General features: G+C 43.2%; 13 protein-coding genes. 11 read left to right on the forward strand and 2 right to left on the reverse strand.

All coding sequences use genetic code 11. The features are described 5' to 3' along the window. Positions 1–407 precede the first annotated feature (407 nt). Entirely contained in the window at positions 408–1,820 is a 1,413-nt protein-coding gene (locus tag KS419_RS24630) for an IS110 family RNA-guided transposase (RefSeq protein WP_217065051.1), read from the reverse strand. Positions 1,821–2,303: 483 nt separating this feature from the next. Here KS419_RS24630 and KS419_RS24635 point away from each other — a divergent pair, with 483 nt between their 5' ends. Then, a complete protein-coding gene (locus tag KS419_RS24635) occupies positions 2,304–2,489 on the forward strand; it encodes a hypothetical protein (RefSeq protein ID WP_217069760.1) in 186 nt (61 codons plus the stop codon). Positions 2,490–2,650: 161 nt separating this feature from the next. Here the strand turns inward: KS419_RS24635 and KS419_RS24640 are convergent, their stop codons facing one another. Beyond that, the gene (locus KS419_RS24640) at positions 2,651–3,106 is read right to left on the reverse strand and encodes a hypothetical protein (RefSeq protein WP_246594775.1); all 456 of its coding nucleotides are present in this window, start codon (positions 3,104–3,106) and stop codon (positions 2,651–2,653) included. Between the two features lie 275 nt (positions 3,107–3,381). Between KS419_RS24640 and KS419_RS24645 the strand changes: the two genes are divergently transcribed. From KS419_RS24645 to KS419_RS24685, 10 genes are all read left to right on the forward strand, one after another. Next, positions 3,382–4,029, forward strand: a complete 648-nt coding sequence (locus KS419_RS24645) for a VanZ family protein (protein WP_246594776.1) — start codon at positions 3,382–3,384, stop codon at positions 4,027–4,029. A 164-nt stretch (positions 4,030–4,193) separates the two neighbouring features. Continuing rightward, positions 4,194–4,967 carry a protease complex subunit PrcB family protein gene (locus KS419_RS25585; RefSeq protein ID WP_217069762.1) on the forward strand — a complete coding sequence of 258 codons (774 nt, stop codon included), beginning with the start codon at positions 4,194–4,196 and terminating at the stop codon, positions 4,965–4,967. An 88-nt stretch (positions 4,968–5,055) separates the two neighbouring features. Beyond that, positions 5,056–5,304 carry a hypothetical protein gene (locus KS419_RS24655; protein WP_217069763.1) on the forward strand — a complete coding sequence of 83 codons (249 nt, stop codon included), beginning with the start codon at positions 5,056–5,058 and terminating at the stop codon, positions 5,302–5,304. Positions 5,305–5,584: 280 nt separating this feature from the next. After that, on the forward strand, positions 5,585–5,917 hold the full coding sequence (locus KS419_RS24660) for a hypothetical protein (protein ID WP_217069764.1): 333 nt from the start codon (positions 5,585–5,587) through the stop codon (positions 5,915–5,917). A gap of 833 nt (positions 5,918–6,750) precedes the next feature. Then, a complete protein-coding gene (locus tag KS419_RS24665; protein ID WP_246594777.1) occupies positions 6,751–12,933 on the forward strand; it encodes a pullulanase in 6,183 nt (2,060 codons plus the stop codon). A gap of 315 nt (positions 12,934–13,248) precedes the next feature. After that, positions 13,249–13,830 (forward strand): class D sortase, encoded by a 582-nt coding sequence (locus KS419_RS24670; protein WP_217069766.1) that lies wholly within the window; start codon positions 13,249–13,251, stop codon positions 13,828–13,830. Between the two features lie 638 nt (positions 13,831–14,468). Beyond that, the gene (locus tag KS419_RS24675) at positions 14,469–14,633 is read left to right on the forward strand and encodes a hypothetical protein (RefSeq protein ID WP_217069767.1); all 165 of its coding nucleotides are present in this window, start codon (positions 14,469–14,471) and stop codon (positions 14,631–14,633) included. A 602-nt stretch (positions 14,634–15,235) separates the two neighbouring features. After that, a complete protein-coding gene (locus KS419_RS25405; protein WP_281419883.1) occupies positions 15,236–15,361 on the forward strand; it encodes a hypothetical protein in 126 nt (41 codons plus the stop codon). Positions 15,362–15,911: 550 nt separating this feature from the next. Continuing rightward, the gene (locus KS419_RS24680; protein ID WP_246594779.1) at positions 15,912–17,297 is read left to right on the forward strand and encodes an amidohydrolase family protein; all 1,386 of its coding nucleotides are present in this window, start codon (positions 15,912–15,914) and stop codon (positions 17,295–17,297) included. Between the two features lie 503 nt (positions 17,298–17,800). Continuing rightward, positions 17,801–17,930: transposase (locus KS419_RS24685; protein ID WP_217069770.1), on the forward strand; the 130-nt coding region annotated here is incomplete at its 3' end.

Raw genomic sequence — 17,930 nt, forward strand, 5'->3', positions numbered from 1 at the left:
GGTGCCAGCGTATAATGGTAAATAAGTCAATAATGAATTTTGGCTAAAAAAGGGTAACTCAAACTAAACCTTCCGTTTTCCATTTTTTTGAAAAGGATCAACTATCACAGAACAATATAAAAGGACTCTTCTACGACGTGAAAGGATCTTGCGTTTTCATACTACAGAGGTACCGCCTAGTAAATACAACTTTTTCTTCACGTATTATTCGTACTTGCAGGACAAGATCCATTACGCTGGCACGCGAGGTCTAAAGCCTCAGGCACAATAAACAATGTGATCTAACGTCCTAGAGGAGTCCCTGTTTTAACCTTCTAAATTTAACTTCTAATTTTTATATCTTATATGTTTTATACATAGGATTTATAAATTGGTTGCTTTGATTATTATAAATAGATTTTTACTTTCTAAGCCGATTGGTGGTAAGTTTCAGACGCTACGAACTTTTCATAAAAACGTTTTATATTAGGACTATGCAGCTTTTTATATAATTCATTGTATAAACGATAATTCCCCTGGTTAGTACGGTATAAAGTATTGTTTCGGATCATTGAAAAGGCTAAACGTATCATACGATTCCCTAATGCCACGTATGCTTGTCGGTGGTGTTTCCCACGTTCTTTGAACGCTTTGTACCTTTGATTCATCTCTGGGTTATTATGGGCCAATGATCTCCCTACTTGGTAAACAATATTTCTAAATTGCCTTCTTCCTTGCTTTGAGACTCCATAGTAGGAAGGATTTCTGTCGCCTGACTGCTTGACAATTGGATTCGTTCCAGCCATCTTGATTAATTGCCCTGCATGATCAAAATCCGATATATCGCCCATTTCCGCAAACAATTCAGCACCAGTCACAACACCTATTCCAGGGACGCTTAGGAGAATTCCACCGTCGGTTTCAATGAAAAGATCCTCTATCCTTTTCTCTAGCTCTTTAATATTCCTATCGAGTAAATCAAACTGATCTAACTTTTGGTTAAGAAGAAATTGTTCTGATTTTACCAATTGTTTTCCTCTTGAAATGGAGTTTTGAGCGAAATCTAGTAATATATCAATACTTTCATCTCGTATTTTGAGATTATGATCAACAGATACTTTGCGTAGCCCTTCGGCCCCAAGAGTAAGTATATCGCTAGGATGTAAATAATGGCGCATGATAAACCGTGAGGTTTTCCCAAAGAGATCCGAAAAGGGTTTCACTTTTTCTCTTTTTCCATCGACCCATACACTTTTTCCTTGAAACTCTCTAAATATATGATCAATATAAGACCTTATTAAATTCTTCATTGTAGACATTTCTTTCACTAATTCACGGCGAGCACGTGTTAATTTTTGTAGTTCACGTATCTTTCCGCTCGTCAAATCGGCGAATGTACCATGTCCATTTATTAGTACTTGGATGATAGCCATGAGATCCAGGTTATCTGTCTTCGACCAATTTAAAAGTGCTTCTCGTTCCTTGGCGGTAGTCGCTGAATTAATGATACGAACATGAAACCCTGCAAGATGACAATGAAGAACTAGGTCCTCATAGTAATGCCCTGTTGTCTCCACTCCGACTACAATCTCCTTCTTGCCATATTCTTTTTCTATTTTGCTTACTAGTTCCTTGACCCTTTCAATTCCCGTAAGGGATGCATCGAACTCAAATGGGCTTACAATGATTTCCCCAAAATAGGTACTAACCATCCCTTTATGGGTGTACTTTGCTGCATCCACTCCCACTAATAATATATTCTCTGTTCCTACGTCTTTAATAAACTTAGCCCATCGACTTCCATTTTTCCCTTGAATGTGTTTGAATATAGAATGAGTCATCGTTTTCTCTCCTTTGGTTGGGATAGTATATTAGAAGTTCTGTGATAGGTACTTCTATACTACTAGAAAACGGTGACCTTTTTTATTATCTTGATCTATTTACTATACTAGGCACTTGTCGAATTCGACAAGTGCCTGGCACCACGTACATAATTTTTGTGTTTTTCCACAAAATAACAAAAAGCGTTGAGGTGATGGTAAGTGGGGCTCATAACAAGAATCTCTGACAAATTGTTTACTTTTCTCAAATCTGAAATCGAGATACTTAACCTTGAACAATCACATTCCGAGGATTTATCAGGCAGTATAGGGGAGAGATCTTCGACAAACGAAGAGAACCAAACCAACTGTCCCGATTGTTTTGGTTATGGGTATCACATGTTCAGTAATGAGTATGTTTTTGTCACATCCCATTCCCCCTGTAATGGATGCGAGGGCAGTGGAACCTATGAAGACTGGGTTAATAAAAATAAGGGATAAATAGTGAATTGGATAGCTAATTTAGGTCTAGTTCCAGCCCCAACTGTTGCTGGACACTTCGGAAGTGAACTGAAGTCAAAGAACGGAATTCTAGTCTACTTCGTCGAATTCACTGTTCAACGAGCGTTTAATCGGGGGCAACACGGGAGCGATGCTAGTAGAGGAAGAGGTGTTGCCCTACGTTCGTGACTAAAGAGCAACACTCATGAATAAGCTACGATTTTGTGTCGACAGACAGGACGTCCAATATCGGGCATGCCACAGCACGTGGCATGCCCGTTGAACGGTTTCACTACTTCCAAAAAATGAAGAGAGGATTAGACATAGGAGGTTGCGCTTTTCATATATAATCATTTATAGTCCCACAATATCATCCACGTACCATCTTCTTTCGTGACAAATACATCTTTTACAATTTTAAAATTTCCATAATGGCCCCGATAAGATTTCGTTACAGTGATACGATAGACATCAAGTTCTTCCCCATCCTCTGTCATACGCCACTCCTTGATTCGTTTCGCTCTCCCCAATGAATAATCGAACGTATCAACCCCAAAATGATTCATAAAAACATGTGCCCGGTCTTGCATGTAATTATTTCGTGAAAACCTGTCTTGCATCTTTGGATGAAACATGTCCCATGAGGAAGAATATCTCGCATCTTGTTCATAGGAATAAAACTGATCCACAGCTTTCTTTGCCTGACTAGAGGGCACGAAGAAAAACAGTAGTATCAATAGTACGGAGACAAGAACAAAACTCCCAAAAATGATCATGGGCTTTGCGGAAGACCGACTTCTGTACAAACAAACTCCCCCTTTAACAGGGTTGTATATAAGACATACTATTCATAAAACAAACACTTTAGAATAGGTTGTTCCATTCGACAAGTGCCTGTCACCTGTCAGATTCGACAAGTGCCAGGCACCTGTCACTTGCTGTCATTTTCTGTCGGACAGCGACAGTCCGATTATTCCATTAAATTGTATGGTATGATATGAATTATAATTTTAATTATTATCACAATAACTGATCTATGTTTCTACTTTTTTCTAACTTTTCATCTAGGTGGTGTCATAGCTTGAAATATACCAAATCCCAATCCAACAGACTCAACAAATCAAAGCAAATTAGCCAAACCAACCATTCCAGTCATTCAAACCATCCTAATCACAACAGCCCTTACAGCCCTTACAACCAAAACAACCATTCCAAGCACCAAAACCATTTCAATACGAGATTCCTTTTCCTATATATCGTCCCGTTAGCAGCGTGGATGGGAATGATCCACTTTTCTTCCTCTCAACCTTACGAAACACAAAATGTTCAGCCGATAATTAGGGAAATAAACCTCCAGTGGGTAACTAATTGGTTTTCCTGGGTATCTTTCCAATACGGAGATACTTTAGTCAGTTTAGAAACGAGATCTCCAGAAGCCTTCCTGGAATTTTTCATCCGGAAAGGAGCACATCTCTTTGTTTTTGCCGTTCTCGGAATACTAGCTTATCGTGTCATTAACTATCTGCTCTCAAAAACCAAGACGAGTGCTCTCCTCTCCTGGCTCTTCGTGACAGGTTATGCAGCAGTAGATGAGTTTCGCCAGTTATTACATCCAAACCGAACCGGGCTTACAGAAGATGTCATCTTGGACTCCATTGGCGGAGCCATCGGGATAACGGCTTTCCTCATTCTGCGAAAAAAAGACAGATTTAATGTCCATATACCATAAAAAAACAGGTATAATCATAATAATCAAATAATTCGGACATAAAATAAACTAGCTGTACGAACTACTAATGGAATAATAAGGAACTTTGTGATCGAATATGGGCTGAAAAAAACTGTCCAAACATTTTTCCAAGAGGCCCAAAAATAAAACGGGGAGGGTTTCCAGTGAAGAATTACAAACTTCTATTCTTCCTTTCCATCATAGGTTTGTTCGTTTCAGCTTGTGGTCAAGGAACGACCGTAGAAGGAGAGCAGTCGATTGTGGAGTTATTAAATGAACGGACCGATCGATCTTCCTTCATGGAAATACGTGAAGGGTTCACAACCAATGATTCATTCATATCCACAGACAAGAAGGAAGAGACGGAAAAAGCGGAAAATGTGGAAGATCAGGATCAACAGACGGATCATGCCGAATCAAATTCCGGAGACGACACGGACAAAGAACTAGCAGAGGATTCACAAGAATCTCCGAAAAACGATGACACCAATACAACAACTCCTGCAGATAATAAAGAAGAGAGGAGTGATGAAGTGAAAAGAGATGCATCGACGTACCGGATCCTGGATCACACGAAAGCAATGCAAGATGCAGATGTATCGGATTATTTGACCCGTTTAAGACAGAATACAAACATCAGAGGCTGGAATGCCATCGAATATCAAGGGGGAACGGTTTTAGTCGTTTCTGCCGGACAAAGGAACACTGGCGGATATTACCTGGAAGTCAGTGGAGTTCAGGAGGAAAGTGATGGTGTCCGTGTCGATATCATCGAACATAGACCAGGACCAGGTGATATGGTGACTATGGCAATTACAAACCCATATATCATCATTGAATTCCCTGACATGCCCCCTGACGCGAACTGGAAAGTATATGATGTGAAGCGGGGAGAATTTTTTCCGTACTGGACTAATTCCTCTGGTGTGGAAAAATAAGGTGAAATGAGGAGATTCCTTCAATAGAGGAATCCCTTTTCTAATTAAAGGTGTAAAGTAGAAGAAACGATGTATTAGGGAGGGGAAAATGGGTAAAATTGACAAAAGGAATCGTTTCAGCGAAGTCCCTTTTAATTATCGCGTTAATAAAGAGAATACCATTTTTCTGGAGTATGAAGGTAAACAAGTTAAAATTATAAAAGGAAAAGATGCTGAAAAATTTCTTAAAAAAATGAACTGTGCTGCAAACGAAAAGGAAAGACAATTAATAATGGCAAAGATAACAGGGAATTTCAAGCGGGGGAATGAAAGGAATCATAACATAAGAGATACGTGAAAAATACGAACTACTCTCCCCTTTTTCTAGTGATTCTAATCGTAGAGCCGAGGGTGTCCCAAATACCATTTAGGACGTTCTCTTTCTTTTTAACTAATAAAAAGTTACTCACATCGCTTGCCTAAGGGCGCTTACACAAAAGGTACAAGTGCCACACCGATTCATCCTCTTTTACCGCTAATCGGAAATCATCTTGAATACGATATTTTTACCAACGGAAGGAATTATTTATGGGCTCGTGGAATAAAAATAATCTAAGACAAGATAGGGGGTGCTGATTGTGAAACTAGACATTGAAAAGTTGCCGGCAGAAGAACAAAAAGTATACGCTATGATGGAACACTTGCATGTATTTGAGAAGAAGGCTTTGTGGAATCTGATCCAACGGTCAAACAAAGATCATGTTAGTATGTGTCCAAAGATTAATAACGAGATCCGAAGTTTAGAGCAAAGGGGGCTAATTGCTATCAACCCCTATTACAATGGACCGGAGTATAGCTTTTTTGTTTTACAGAATGCCCCTTATTTAATGCGGAAGCTCCGACTGTATTCTCCTAAAGAAGTCTATGAGCCCAGCTGGAAGCAGCGTGCAAAAAAACTTTTTTCCCGGTAAAAATTCTGTGAAGTACGTAATCAATAGGATAGATACTGTCTAAATAGAAAAGTTAACATCCATCCATCGTTCTTTTTGGGGAAACGATTTTTTATGACCTTTGTCCATATAACCCCAATTCTGCTTCTCTCACTACTACAATCCAATAACCAAACACTATTCCCATTCGCAAAACAATACTAATACCCATCCCATTAACAACATCAACACCATTAACACCATTAACAACTATCGGAATGAAAATTTTAATAGCCTACTTTTTTTCCTTTTATTTGAAGAATTCGACTTAAAAAGACAAACACTACCGCCATAAGACACAAATAAATGCGCAAATAGTTGCACTCACATTAAAATCACAACTTAGTGAATCCACAAGATCACCAGTAGATCTTGATTTACCCCTTGATTATTTAGAATAATCATAGTATTTTTAAAATGACAATCTATGAAACCGTTTGCAAAAACATAGAAATAACAGAAATAATCATCATCTTTTTTTACACCTTTGTGCAAACGTTTTCGCAAACGAATCATACTTGTCACAAAATGAAACACCTTTCACTTTTTTAAAAGATAAGAATTTATAAGTATTGGCACCTTCGGGCAAGTTGTCTAGCTCCAGCGCCTACTCGCTACGGGGCACTTCGGAAGTGACAACCGAAGTCAAAGAGCGGACTTCTAGTTGTCATTACTCCACTGCCCTACGCTCGTGACCAAAGGCGCTTGCGCTTTTCTTATCAAGAGCACTCTTTAAAAAATCAGAAAACAATTAAAGGGGGATAGCCGTTGTTGGACTTTGGATAATTCGAATAAATGATAAGGAGTTGATGAATTTGAGGAGATCCATTAAAAAGGCAAGTGTGTATGTCATGCTATTTTTGATGTTTTTTTCCATAGGCAATTTTTCATATTTGACGACAGGTTCAGCGGAACCATTAATCGAACCTGATCAACAGGCAACGACAATGGACAGTTCTGAGATTCCCGAGAACACCTTACGGATTCATTATCAGAGAGAAGACAATAACTTTGAAAACTTAGGGTTATGGCTTTGGGACGATGTGGCTCAGCCTTCTGAAAATTGGCCTTCGGGTGGCACGCCGTTCGTTACAGAACAGGTGACAGATTATGGGGCTTATCTAGATATTGAATTAGCAAGCGACCCACAAAGAGTGGGATTCCTCGTTCTCAATCTTACGAATGGTGATAAAGATGGGGATGACAAAAATCTTGACCTTTTCTCACCGGATATTAATGAGGTTTGGATTAAACAAGGGTCCGATGAAGTCTATCTTACGGAACCCATTCCAGACGAACAAAACATATTGAGAATTCATTATGAAAGAAATAATGGGGACTACGATGACTGGGGCGTCTGGAACTGGGGCGATGTGGTCCAGCCATCTGAAGAAGCGGGAGGTTGGCCGGATGGGGCAACCGATGCCTCTGGAATTGGAAGATTTGGAGTGTATTTCGATATTGATCTCACGGAAGATGCCAATGAAATCGGGTTCCTGTTTGTGAATAAAAACACCGGAGAACAAACCCGTGATTATTCTTTTTCCATGCTTGGAGAATATGATCAGATCTTTATGTTCGAAGGGGACGATCAAGTCTATACAGATCCTTATGGGGCGATTCCAACAGCACTCCTTTCAGGGGAACTTCTCTCTCCGGAAAAAATTCAGCTCCGTTTTTCCAATACAGAAGAGTTAACTGAAGAAATTCTCCTCGATGGGTTGCATGTGGAGGATCAAACCGGGACGCCTGTTTCCGTCCAAAGCGTCAACATCATTGACCAGCAACTCGTGGAAATTACCGGATCATTTGACGTGAATCTCACCCCTTATACTATTACATTCGGAGAACGGACCGTGACGGCATCAAGCGGTTGGCGAATGATCGACGAGATGTTTGGATATGAAGGGGATTTAGGCGCAACATTGCATCAAGATGGGACAGCCACGCTAAAACTATGGTCACCGAAGGCAGAGAATGTTTCCGTTGTTTTATACGATAAAGATGACCAATATACGATCGTGGATGACGATATTGAGATGACGCTTGGGGATCGTGGAGTATGGGAAGTTACGCTCGATTCCAACAAGACTGGCTTGAACAATCATCGTGGGTATTTCTATCACTACGCTATCACCCATGGGGGAGAGACGAAGCTTGCCCTTGATCCATATGCTAAGTCTATGGCCGCCTGGGATAGTACGGAGGTAAGTGAAGACTATCCATATGGGAAAGCGGCGATTGTGGATCCTTCGACAATCGGGCCGGACTTGGATTTTGCTCAAATCGACGGCTTTGAAAAACGGGAGGATGCGATTATATACGAGATTCATGTGAGAGATTTTACTTCTGATGAATCGATTGCCGATGAATTGACAGCACCATTCGGTACTTTTGCAGCCTTTGTGGAAAAATTGGATTATATTGAATCTATGGGGGTTACCCATATTCAATTGTTGCCAGTGATGAGCTACTTTTTTGCAAATGAAATGGATAAAGATGAAAGATTGCTAGAATACTCATCCACAGGAAATAATTACAACTGGGGATATGATCCGCACAGTTATTTTTCCTTAACTGGAATGTACTCGGAAGACCCACATGATCCGGAAAAGCGAATCGAGGAATTTAAGCTATTGATCGACGAGATTCATGGACGTGGCATGGGTGTTATTCTCGATGTGGTATATAATCACACCGCACGGGTGGGAATCTTTGAGGATCTTGTACCAAACTACTATCATTTCATGGATGCAGATGGAACCCCAAGAACAAGCTTTGGCGGAGGTCGTCTAGGTACGACCCATCAAATGTCCCGAAGAATTCTAGTGGATTCCATCATGTATTGGGTGGAAGAATTTAAAGTGGATGGTTTCCGATTTGACATGATGGGAGACCATGATGCAGAAAGTATTCAAATCGCCTATGACAAAGCGAAGGAAGTTAATCCGAATATCGTGATGATCGGAGAAGGCTGGAGAACATTCGTAGGAGATGAAGGGGACCCTGTCATGCCTGCAGATCAAGATTGGATGCAATATACCGAGAGTGTGGGATCCTTCTCAGATGAATTCCGAAACGAGTTGAAATCTGGCTTTGGAAGTGAAGGTCAGCCACGTTTTCTTACAAATGGGGCGAGAAATATCCAGCAGATTTTTGACAACATCAAAGCACAGCCGCATAACTTTGTGGCAACTCATCCAGGAGATGTTGTACCATACATCGCAGCGCACGATAATTTAACGCTCCATGATGTGATTGCACAGTCCATCAAAAAGGATCCGGAGTATCATCAGGAGGAAATCCATCAGCGCATCCGCATCGGGAATGCCATGGTTCTTACTTCTCAAGGGACTGCATTCCTTCATGCTGGTCAAGAATTTGGACGAACAAAACAATTTCGGGCGGAAACAACGGAGGCACCATACAAATCCACTTATATGACGGATGAACATGGGACACCGTTTACGTACCCGTATTTCATACATGACTCTTATGATTCAACAGACATTATCAATAAACTGGATTGGGAAAAAGCATTAAATGAAGAACTCTATCCGATCAATACTCTCACGAGGGAATATACGGCCGGTCTGATAGAATTGAGAAGATCCACCGATGCTTTCCGACTGGGATCAAAAGATCTGGTGGATGAAAATGTTACCTTGGTGGATGCTCCGGAAATCGGCGATCAAGATCTTGTGATTGCCTATCGGAACAAAGCCACCAATGATGATCTTTATTATGTTTTCGTCAATGCTGACATGACCGAACGGACACTGACGATTAACAAGGATCTAACTTCAGGCACCGTCCTTGTGGATAACGATGAAGCGGGAACAGTAGAGGTTAACGAGCGGTCAGGATTCACGTTAACCTCGGACAGAATCACATTGGATCCCTTAACCACTGTTGTGATCAAAATGGATCAGGAAGGGGAACCGCCAACAGACCCTGCGCCAACGTTCAACTATACGGTCAATTACCACCGTCTCGATAATTCTTTGGAAAACTGGAGTTTATGGATTTATAACAATGGACTTCCGGACGCTGTCTATGAGTTTGAAACAGAATATACGAAGGAAGTTGACGGTGTATCCTACCGATTTGCCCAAGGAACGTACGCCTTCCCAGAAGATGATTTTACGGTCATCACAAGGTATGGAAATTGGGAAGGGGAAGAGGCCCCGAGAGTCGTGGAAATGCCAACTGGTGAAACGGAAACCGAAGTCTGGATCATTGAGGGAATTCAAGAGGTTTTCACCAGTGAAGACGATGCAATTGCTGCCATCACACAAAACGTTCCACGTCATATACGTTTAACTTATGATCGGGAAGATGGCGATTACAACGATTGGGACGTATGGGTATGGGCTACTGGTGCCAGAGACGATAATCATGATTTCACCCGATTCGAAGACGGAAAAGCGATTGCAGAGATTGGGATCGGACCGCTTGCGGAGCAAGTAGGATTTATTATCCGAAAAGGGGATTGGGAAGATCGGGAACCTGGTGGAGACAGATTTATAACAGTAAATCAGTCAGACCCGATGACGAAAGTCTATGTGACGAGCGGCGAAACGGAATTTTTCACCGTGCCGTCCGTAAAAGCACCGGAAGTGACGAATGGAAATGCAACCTTCCAGTTTAGAGATCCGGAACGCTATTTAACAGACAGCATGTCCCAGATCGAAAAAGTGGAATTGAGCCTTTTAGATAACCGTTATGAAATGACGTATGAAGAAGACAACGAACGATTTGTTTATACGTATGAAAATTTGCCAAACGGAGATCACATTTACAGTTTCTATGTGACGGTTGATGGGGAAACGGTGGAAATGACAGATCCTTATTTTTCCGAGGACGGGGTTTCGATCATCTCCTTCTATCAGCCGGAAATAAACGTAACGGGTTCAATGAGCCCAGGAGCAATTGACTATAACGACAATGCTGTATTGACGCTGGACTTGGATAATGAAGATGACACTCCAATTAGGGAAATATACGTGGATCTGTCTTCGGTTGGTGGCAACGATCAGGTCTTTATTGATCCGGAGCTCCAGGAGATTAGTATTGGAGTTCATCACAATGTAACGGCGGGAGATAAGATATTGCCAATTACCGTTGTTGACCAATACGGGAACATTCACACAGGGGAAGCGGAAGTGGAAGTGAAGACCCGCCAGTTTGTGGGAGAAGGGGACTTTGATTGGGATGAAGCGCTAATTTACTTCATGTTAACGGACCGTTTCTTCGATGGTGATAGTTCGAACAATGATCCGTATGGTATGGATTATGACACGAATGATCCTGGAAGTTATCAAGGGGGAGATTTCCGCGGAATCACAGAAAGACTGGATTATCTGGATGACCTGGGAATCAACACGATCTGGATCAGTCCGATTGTGGAAAATGTGAAGTATGACGTCCGATTTAACGATGATCCACATATTACACCATACTACGGCTATCACGGCTATTGGGGAAGCAACTTTGAAGAGTTAAATCCTCATTTCGGAACGATGGAAGACTTCCATGAACTCATCGATGAAGCAAATGATCGTGGAATGAAAATTATGGTGGATGTGGTGTTGAATCATGCAGGATATGGTCTGAAGATGGTAGATGGAGAGATTGACAATCCACCTCCTGGCTACCCGAGCGATGAAGAGCGAGCTCGATTTGAACATATGCTACGCCAAGGGCACGATGTGGGCAATGACGAAGTCCGCGGGGAACTGGCAGGATTACCTGATTTTATTACCGAAGATCCGGAAGTCCGCCAACAGATCATTGACTGGCAAACCGGTTGGATTGAAAAATCACGTACGCCTAATGGAAATACGATTGACTATTTCCGTGTGGATACCGTAAAGCACGTGGAAGATACGACGTGGATGGCCTTTAAAAATGCTCTGACGGAAGAAATGCCGGAATTCAAGATGATTGGAGAATCATGGGGTGCCGGTCCACATGACGACCATGGTTATTTACGGTCAGGGATGATGGATTCCCTTCTGGATTTTGATTTCAAATATCAAGCACGGGACTTTGTGAACGGTGATCTGGAGAGGGTACAGGACTATCTGGAAAACCGCAATGCCCAACTAGACAACACAGCTACCCTTGGTCAATTCTTAGGAAGCCACGATGAAACAGGGTTCATGCACCTCATTGGAGAGGACGAAGGGAAGTTCAAAGTGGCAGCGGCTCTTCAACTAACGGCCAAAGGACAACCGGTCATTTATTATGGGGAAGAGCTTGGAATGTACGGGGAAGATAACTACCCTTATTACACGAATCGCTATAATTTAGATTGGGATCTCGTGGAAGGGAATGAGATGCTGGAACATTACCAAAACCTGCTTCATTTCCGAGGTCAATTCTCCCAAGTATTCGCAAAAGGAGATCGCCAATTTGTGGCTGGGGGTAATGACGATGGGTATCTCGTCTTTAACCGTTCGTTCGCAGGGGAAGAGGTCGTTGTTGGTTTAAATACAACGGATGAGGCAGTGGAAGCAACGTTCTCTGTCCCATATGGTTTTGAAGAGGAAGTCTTCAATTACTACAGTGGGGAGTTTGTGGACGTTTCCTCTGACGGTGTCGTTACCATTGAAATACCGGCACGCTCGGAAGGAGGAACCATTTTACTTGGTGTCTACGGGGAAGAGGACAGAGATCCAACAGACCCTGTTGACCCAGGCGAGCCAGGCGAGCCAGGCGAACCAGGCGAACCGGGAGAACCAGGCGATGGTGGGCCGCCATTTACACCACCAGGACCGCCACCTTGGGTTAACCCTCCGGGACATCAGCCAGGGGGACCTGGAAATGGCAATGGTCCAGGCAACGGCAATGGTCCAGGTAACGGTGGTGGAAATAGTCCCGGCAACGGTTCAGGACCACCGCCAGGAGTTAACCCTCCGGGACATCAGCCAGGTGGACCGCCCGGACTGCAAGGGCAATGTCCAAACAGTAACGCAGCCGTTTGCAGAAGATAGACAGACGCATACGTATGCACGGGAATTAAATACTAGATTTGTTTTTTGGAGTAGGCTCATCTCCATTACGTAAATAATCAGAGGCTGGGACATAACAAAAGTGTTAAATTGAAGATCCGAACACTACACAATCATAGCGAAGCATATTTCCGTAGCTAGTGATTGCTTGGATTTCAATTGATTAAAACACCTATGTCCCAGCCTCATTTGCTAATACTCGGTAGCCACCATCCATAGATAAACATTTTCATAGATGTATTAAACCTCCTTCCATTGTATAATAGACATAACGATACACATAATGGTGGTGAAAACATGAGAAAAGCAATCGCAATCCTATTCATGCTGGCAGGATTTATTATCATCGGATTCGCGGGATATGAAATATACCAGACAAATGCCCAACAGCAAGAAGCACTCGATACCGCAATCGAACTAGTTTTTTCCGATAACGAAAAAGAATACGAGGAAGTCCTTGAAGACTTCGATCCAGGTCAAGGAGACATTGTGGGAATACTAACCATCCCCCGCCTCAGCGCAGACCTGCCGATCGTGGAAGGAACCCATGAAGACGACCTGGCAAGGGGTGTCGGACACTACGTGGGAACCGGATTTCCCACCGATAACAGACAAATTCTCCTTTCCGGCCATCGCGACACCGTTTTCCGCAACCTTGGCGAACTGGAGATCGGCGACGTCTTTGAAGTGAAGATGAACTATGGCACCTTCACGTATGAAATCTACGAAACCTTCATCGTGGACGCCGACGACACCACCGTAATCGACTTCTCCATCGACGAAGAAGTCCTGACCGTCTCCACCTGCTACCCATTCCGATTCGTGGGGAACGCACCAGAGCGGTATATTCTGAACGCAAAACCCGTAACATCCGATTAACCCCCTTTGGGAAAAATAAAGTGGATACCTTGTGAAACTAGTATCTACTCAACATGCCGCGTGTCTGAAACACTCCGTCCGAGTGTACTCAGGCACGTTTTTATTTTTATCTTAGTCGCGTAATCCTTCCAATCACGGAAACAGATGATACTAGGTGAGTAGTCTTGTTTATTGAGTGTGGAATGCCAGTAGCAAGCCTTCCCACTGTTCCAATTGTCCGAACTGTCCTCCAGTTGTCCGAACTGGGGGTCAGTTCGGACAACTGGAGAAGAAAACAGAGTTGAATTGTCCGAACTATGGGTCAGTTCGGACAACTGGAGAAGAGAATAGAGTTGAACTGTCCGAACGAGGGGTCAGTTCGGACAACTGGAGAAGAACCAAGAGTTGAATTGTCCGAACTAGGGGTCAGTTCGGACAAATGGGGGAGAAACAAGAGTTGAATTGTCCGAACTAGGTGCAAGTTCGGACAACTGGAGGAGAATCAGGAGTTGAATTGTCCGAACTGTGGGTCAGTTCGGACAACTGGAGGAGAACCAAGAGTTGAACTGTCCGAACGAAGAGCAAGTTCGGACAACTGGAGAAGAATCAAGAGTTGAACTGTCCGAACTAGGGGCAAGTTCGGACAACTGGAGGAGAGAATGGAGTTGAACTGTCCGAACTGGGGGTCAGTTCGGACAACTGGAGAAGAGAATGTAGTTGAACTGTCCGAACAGGGGCAAGTTCGGACAAATGGAGAAGAACCAAGAGTTGAATTGTCCGAACTAGGGGTCAGTTCGGACAAATGGAGGAGAACCAAGAGTTGAACTGTCCGAACGAAGAGTCAGTTCGGACAAATGGGGGAGAAACAAGAGTTGAACTGTCCGAACTAGGGGTCAGTTCGGACAACTGGAGGAGAGAATGGAGTTGAATTGTCCGAACTGGGGGTCAGTTCGGACAACTGGAGGAGAATCAGTAGTTGAACTGTCCGAACTAGGGGTCAGTTCGGACAACTGGCGGAGAACCAAGAGTTGAATTGTCCGAACTAGGGGTCAGTTCGGACAACTGGAGGAGAATCAGTAGTTGAACTGTCCGAACTAGGGGTCAGTTCGGACAACTGGAGGAGAGAATGGAGTTGAACTGTCCGAACTAGGGGCAAGTTCGGACAACTGGAGGAGAGAATGGAGTTGAATTGTCCGAACTGTGGGTCAGTTCGGACAACTAGAGGAGAATCAGTAGTTGAACTGTCCGAACTGTGGGTCAGTTCGGACAACTGGAGAAGAGAATGGAGTTGAATTGTCCGAACTGTGGGTCAGTTCGGACAACTGGAGAAGAGAATGGAGTTGAATTGTCCGAACTAGGGGTCAGTTCGGACAACTGGAGAAGAACCAGAAGTTGAACTGTCCGAACTGGGGGTCAGTTCGGACAAATGGCGAAGAGAATAGAGTTGAACTGTCCGAACGAGGGGTCAGTTCGGACAACTGGAGAAGAACCAGAAGTTGAATTGTCCGAACTAGGGGCAAGTTCGGACAACTGGAGGAGAGAATGGAGTTGAACTGTCCGAACTAGGGGTCAGTTCGGACAACTGGAGGAGAGAATGGAGTTGAACTGTCCGAACTAGGGGCAAGTTCGGACAACTGGAGGAGAGAATGGAGTTGAACTGTCCGAACTAGGGGTCAGTTCGGACAACTATAGAAGAGAATGGAGTTGAACTGTCCGAACTAGGTGCAAGTTCGGACAACTGGAGGAGAGAATGGAGTTGAATTGTCCGAACTGTGGGTCAGTTCGGACAACTGGAGGAGAATCAGGAGTTGAATTGTCCGAACTAGGGGCAAATTCGGACAACTGGAGGAGAATCAGTAGTTGAATTGTCCGAACTAGGTGCAAGTTTGTCCGAACTTAACAAATTGTTCCCTTTAGCCCTTTTCACAATTTCACAAATTACGGTATGATAGGTAGTGAAATTGATCCATTTAAGTAGAACCATAAAAAGTGCTTAAAGTTAAAACTACCTTTTTCCACGAACCTAATCCACAACAAATCCGAAAGGGGCAAACTCAATTATGAAAGTAGATCTAATTATCACCAACGCATTCGTCATGACCATGGAGGGACAGGGAGTTGGACTGATTGAAGATGGGGCGGTGGCCATCAAGGGAAACCTTATACAAGCCGTCGCTTCCACACAAGAAATACTGGCCAACTATTCCACAGAGGAACAAATGGATGCCAAAAATAAATTGATCATGCCGGGCTTGATCGATGCTCACATCCATACGGGGATCGGAATTCTTCGCGGCGTGGCACAGGACATGCATAATTGGATGCAAGTGGGCCTGTGGCCGTTCCAAAAACATGTTACCCTTGAAGACAACATCACAGGATCCATGATGAACATAATAGAAGGAATTAAAGCAGGTACCACTACCTTTTGCGATTATGACAGTAACATGAACAAGCTCGTCACTAACTACGTGAAAGTTGGAGCAAGAGCTCGGGTTGCCGAACTCATTAACGAAATTCCAAATGACATCGGTGATATTCCAGTGGGGGAACTTTATCCGTTCCATCCGGAAATCGGTCAGCGGAAACTACAGAACAACCTGGAACTCCTTGAAAAATGGCACGGTGCGGAAAACGGGAGAATCACAGCTATGCTCGGACCACACGGACCTGACATGATGAGCCTGGAACTCTTGCAGGAAATTAAAGAACTTGCTGTTAAATATGACACAAAATTACATATGCATGTGGCACAAGGGGACAGGGAAATCGACCAGATTGAGAAACGATATGGCAAGCGGTCCATCGCCTTTTTAGACGAGATCGGTTATCTCAACGAACGTCTCCTTGCCGTTCATCTCACAGAGGCAACGAAGGAAGAAGCGGAACAGGTGGCCAAGTCCGGAGCGGCCATGATCAACTGCTCTGGCAGCATTGGAATTATCGATGGGATCGTGCCTCCGATTCTGGAATTCCTGGAGGCTGGTGGAACAGCCGCCCTTGGATCAGATCAGGCCCCTGGGAACAACTGCAATAACATGTTTAACGAGATGAAGTTCGTTTCCATTCTTAATAAAGTGAAGACGAGAAACCCGGCAACATTCCCGGCTCACCTTGCTCTTCGCCTTGCCACGATCGAATCGGCGAAAGCGGTAGGATTGGACCATGAAGTGGGATCTTTGCGTGCGGGGAAAAAGGCAGACCTCGTCTTCGTAGATTTGGAAGAACCAAGCATGTCCCCTGTGATTACGCAACCGGTTCGAAACATCGTACCTAACCTTGTGTATTCTGCAAAAGGCAGTGAAGTGGAATCCGTCATGGTAGATGGAAAGTTCATCATGAAGGACCGTAAATTGTTGACGGTGGACGAAAAAACCGTGATCCGAAATACCCAAATCGCAGCAAATCAGATCAGTGAAAAAGTACAGGCAGAAGCAAAAAAACTCAAAAGCCCGTTGCTAACACGAATGGAAAACGGCGAACTCTAAAAATGCAAATTAGCTAGGATAGGAACATTCCAGACTAACAAAAATGGAACAAGAATAGATAGGAACATTCCAGACTAACAAAAATGGAACAAGAATAGATAGGAACATTCCAGAACTAACACAAATAAACGAAGTCAAGATAGGAACATTCCAGAAATATACATCATTTAAACAAAACCAGAACAAGCAGAGGTGCTCTACCAACAGCAAAATCCAATAATGCACATTTCTACAAAAACTTGTATAATAAAAACGATATGAAACATCTAACATCTAACATCTAACATCTAACATCTAACATCTAACAGCCAACAGCCAACAGCCAAAACAGATACTTTTATCATTTTCCGACAGAAGACTCCCTCTTCAATCGTGTGAAGGGCGAAGCCCAACGATAAGGGGGAGATGAATGTCGGTTAGGCGATAGCCTAAAGGCTTTTTGTTGCCCACTTCATACCTTATTGATATAATCAGTCTTAGATAAGAGAAAGGCTGATAATGCAATGAAATTGGACAGTAATAATCATTCAGTATTCTCAATGTATTACCATCTTGTGCTAGTTGTAAAATATCGCAGAGAAGTCTTTGATGATAAAGTATCTGACTATGCTAAGGATATGTTTGTAAAGCTAG

This window comes from Evansella tamaricis (assembly GCF_019042215.1).
In the GTDB taxonomy this organism is placed as follows: Bacteria; Bacillota; Bacilli; order Bacillales; family Salisediminibacteriaceae; genus Evansella; species Evansella tamaricis.

Coding starts and splice junctions, on each gene's coding strand:
- KS419_RS24630 (WP_217065051.1), bottom strand. CDS start 1,820: ATGACTCATTCTATATTCAAACACATTCAAGGGAAAAATGGAAGTCGA.
- KS419_RS24655 (WP_217069763.1), top strand. CDS start 5,056: ATGGGTAAAATTGACAAAAGGAATCGTTTCAGCGAAGTCCCTTTTAAT.
- KS419_RS24670 (WP_217069766.1), top strand. CDS start 13,249: ATGAGAAAAGCAATCGCAATCCTATTCATGCTGGCAGGATTTATTATC.
- KS419_RS24675 (WP_217069767.1), top strand. CDS start 14,469: ATGGAGTTGAACTGTCCGAACTGGGGGTCAGTTCGGACAACTGGAGAA.
- KS419_RS25405 (WP_281419883.1), top strand. CDS start 15,236: ATGGCGAAGAGAATAGAGTTGAACTGTCCGAACGAGGGGTCAGTTCGG.
- KS419_RS24680 (WP_246594779.1), top strand. CDS start 15,912: ATGGAGGGACAGGGAGTTGGACTGATTGAAGATGGGGCGGTGGCCATC.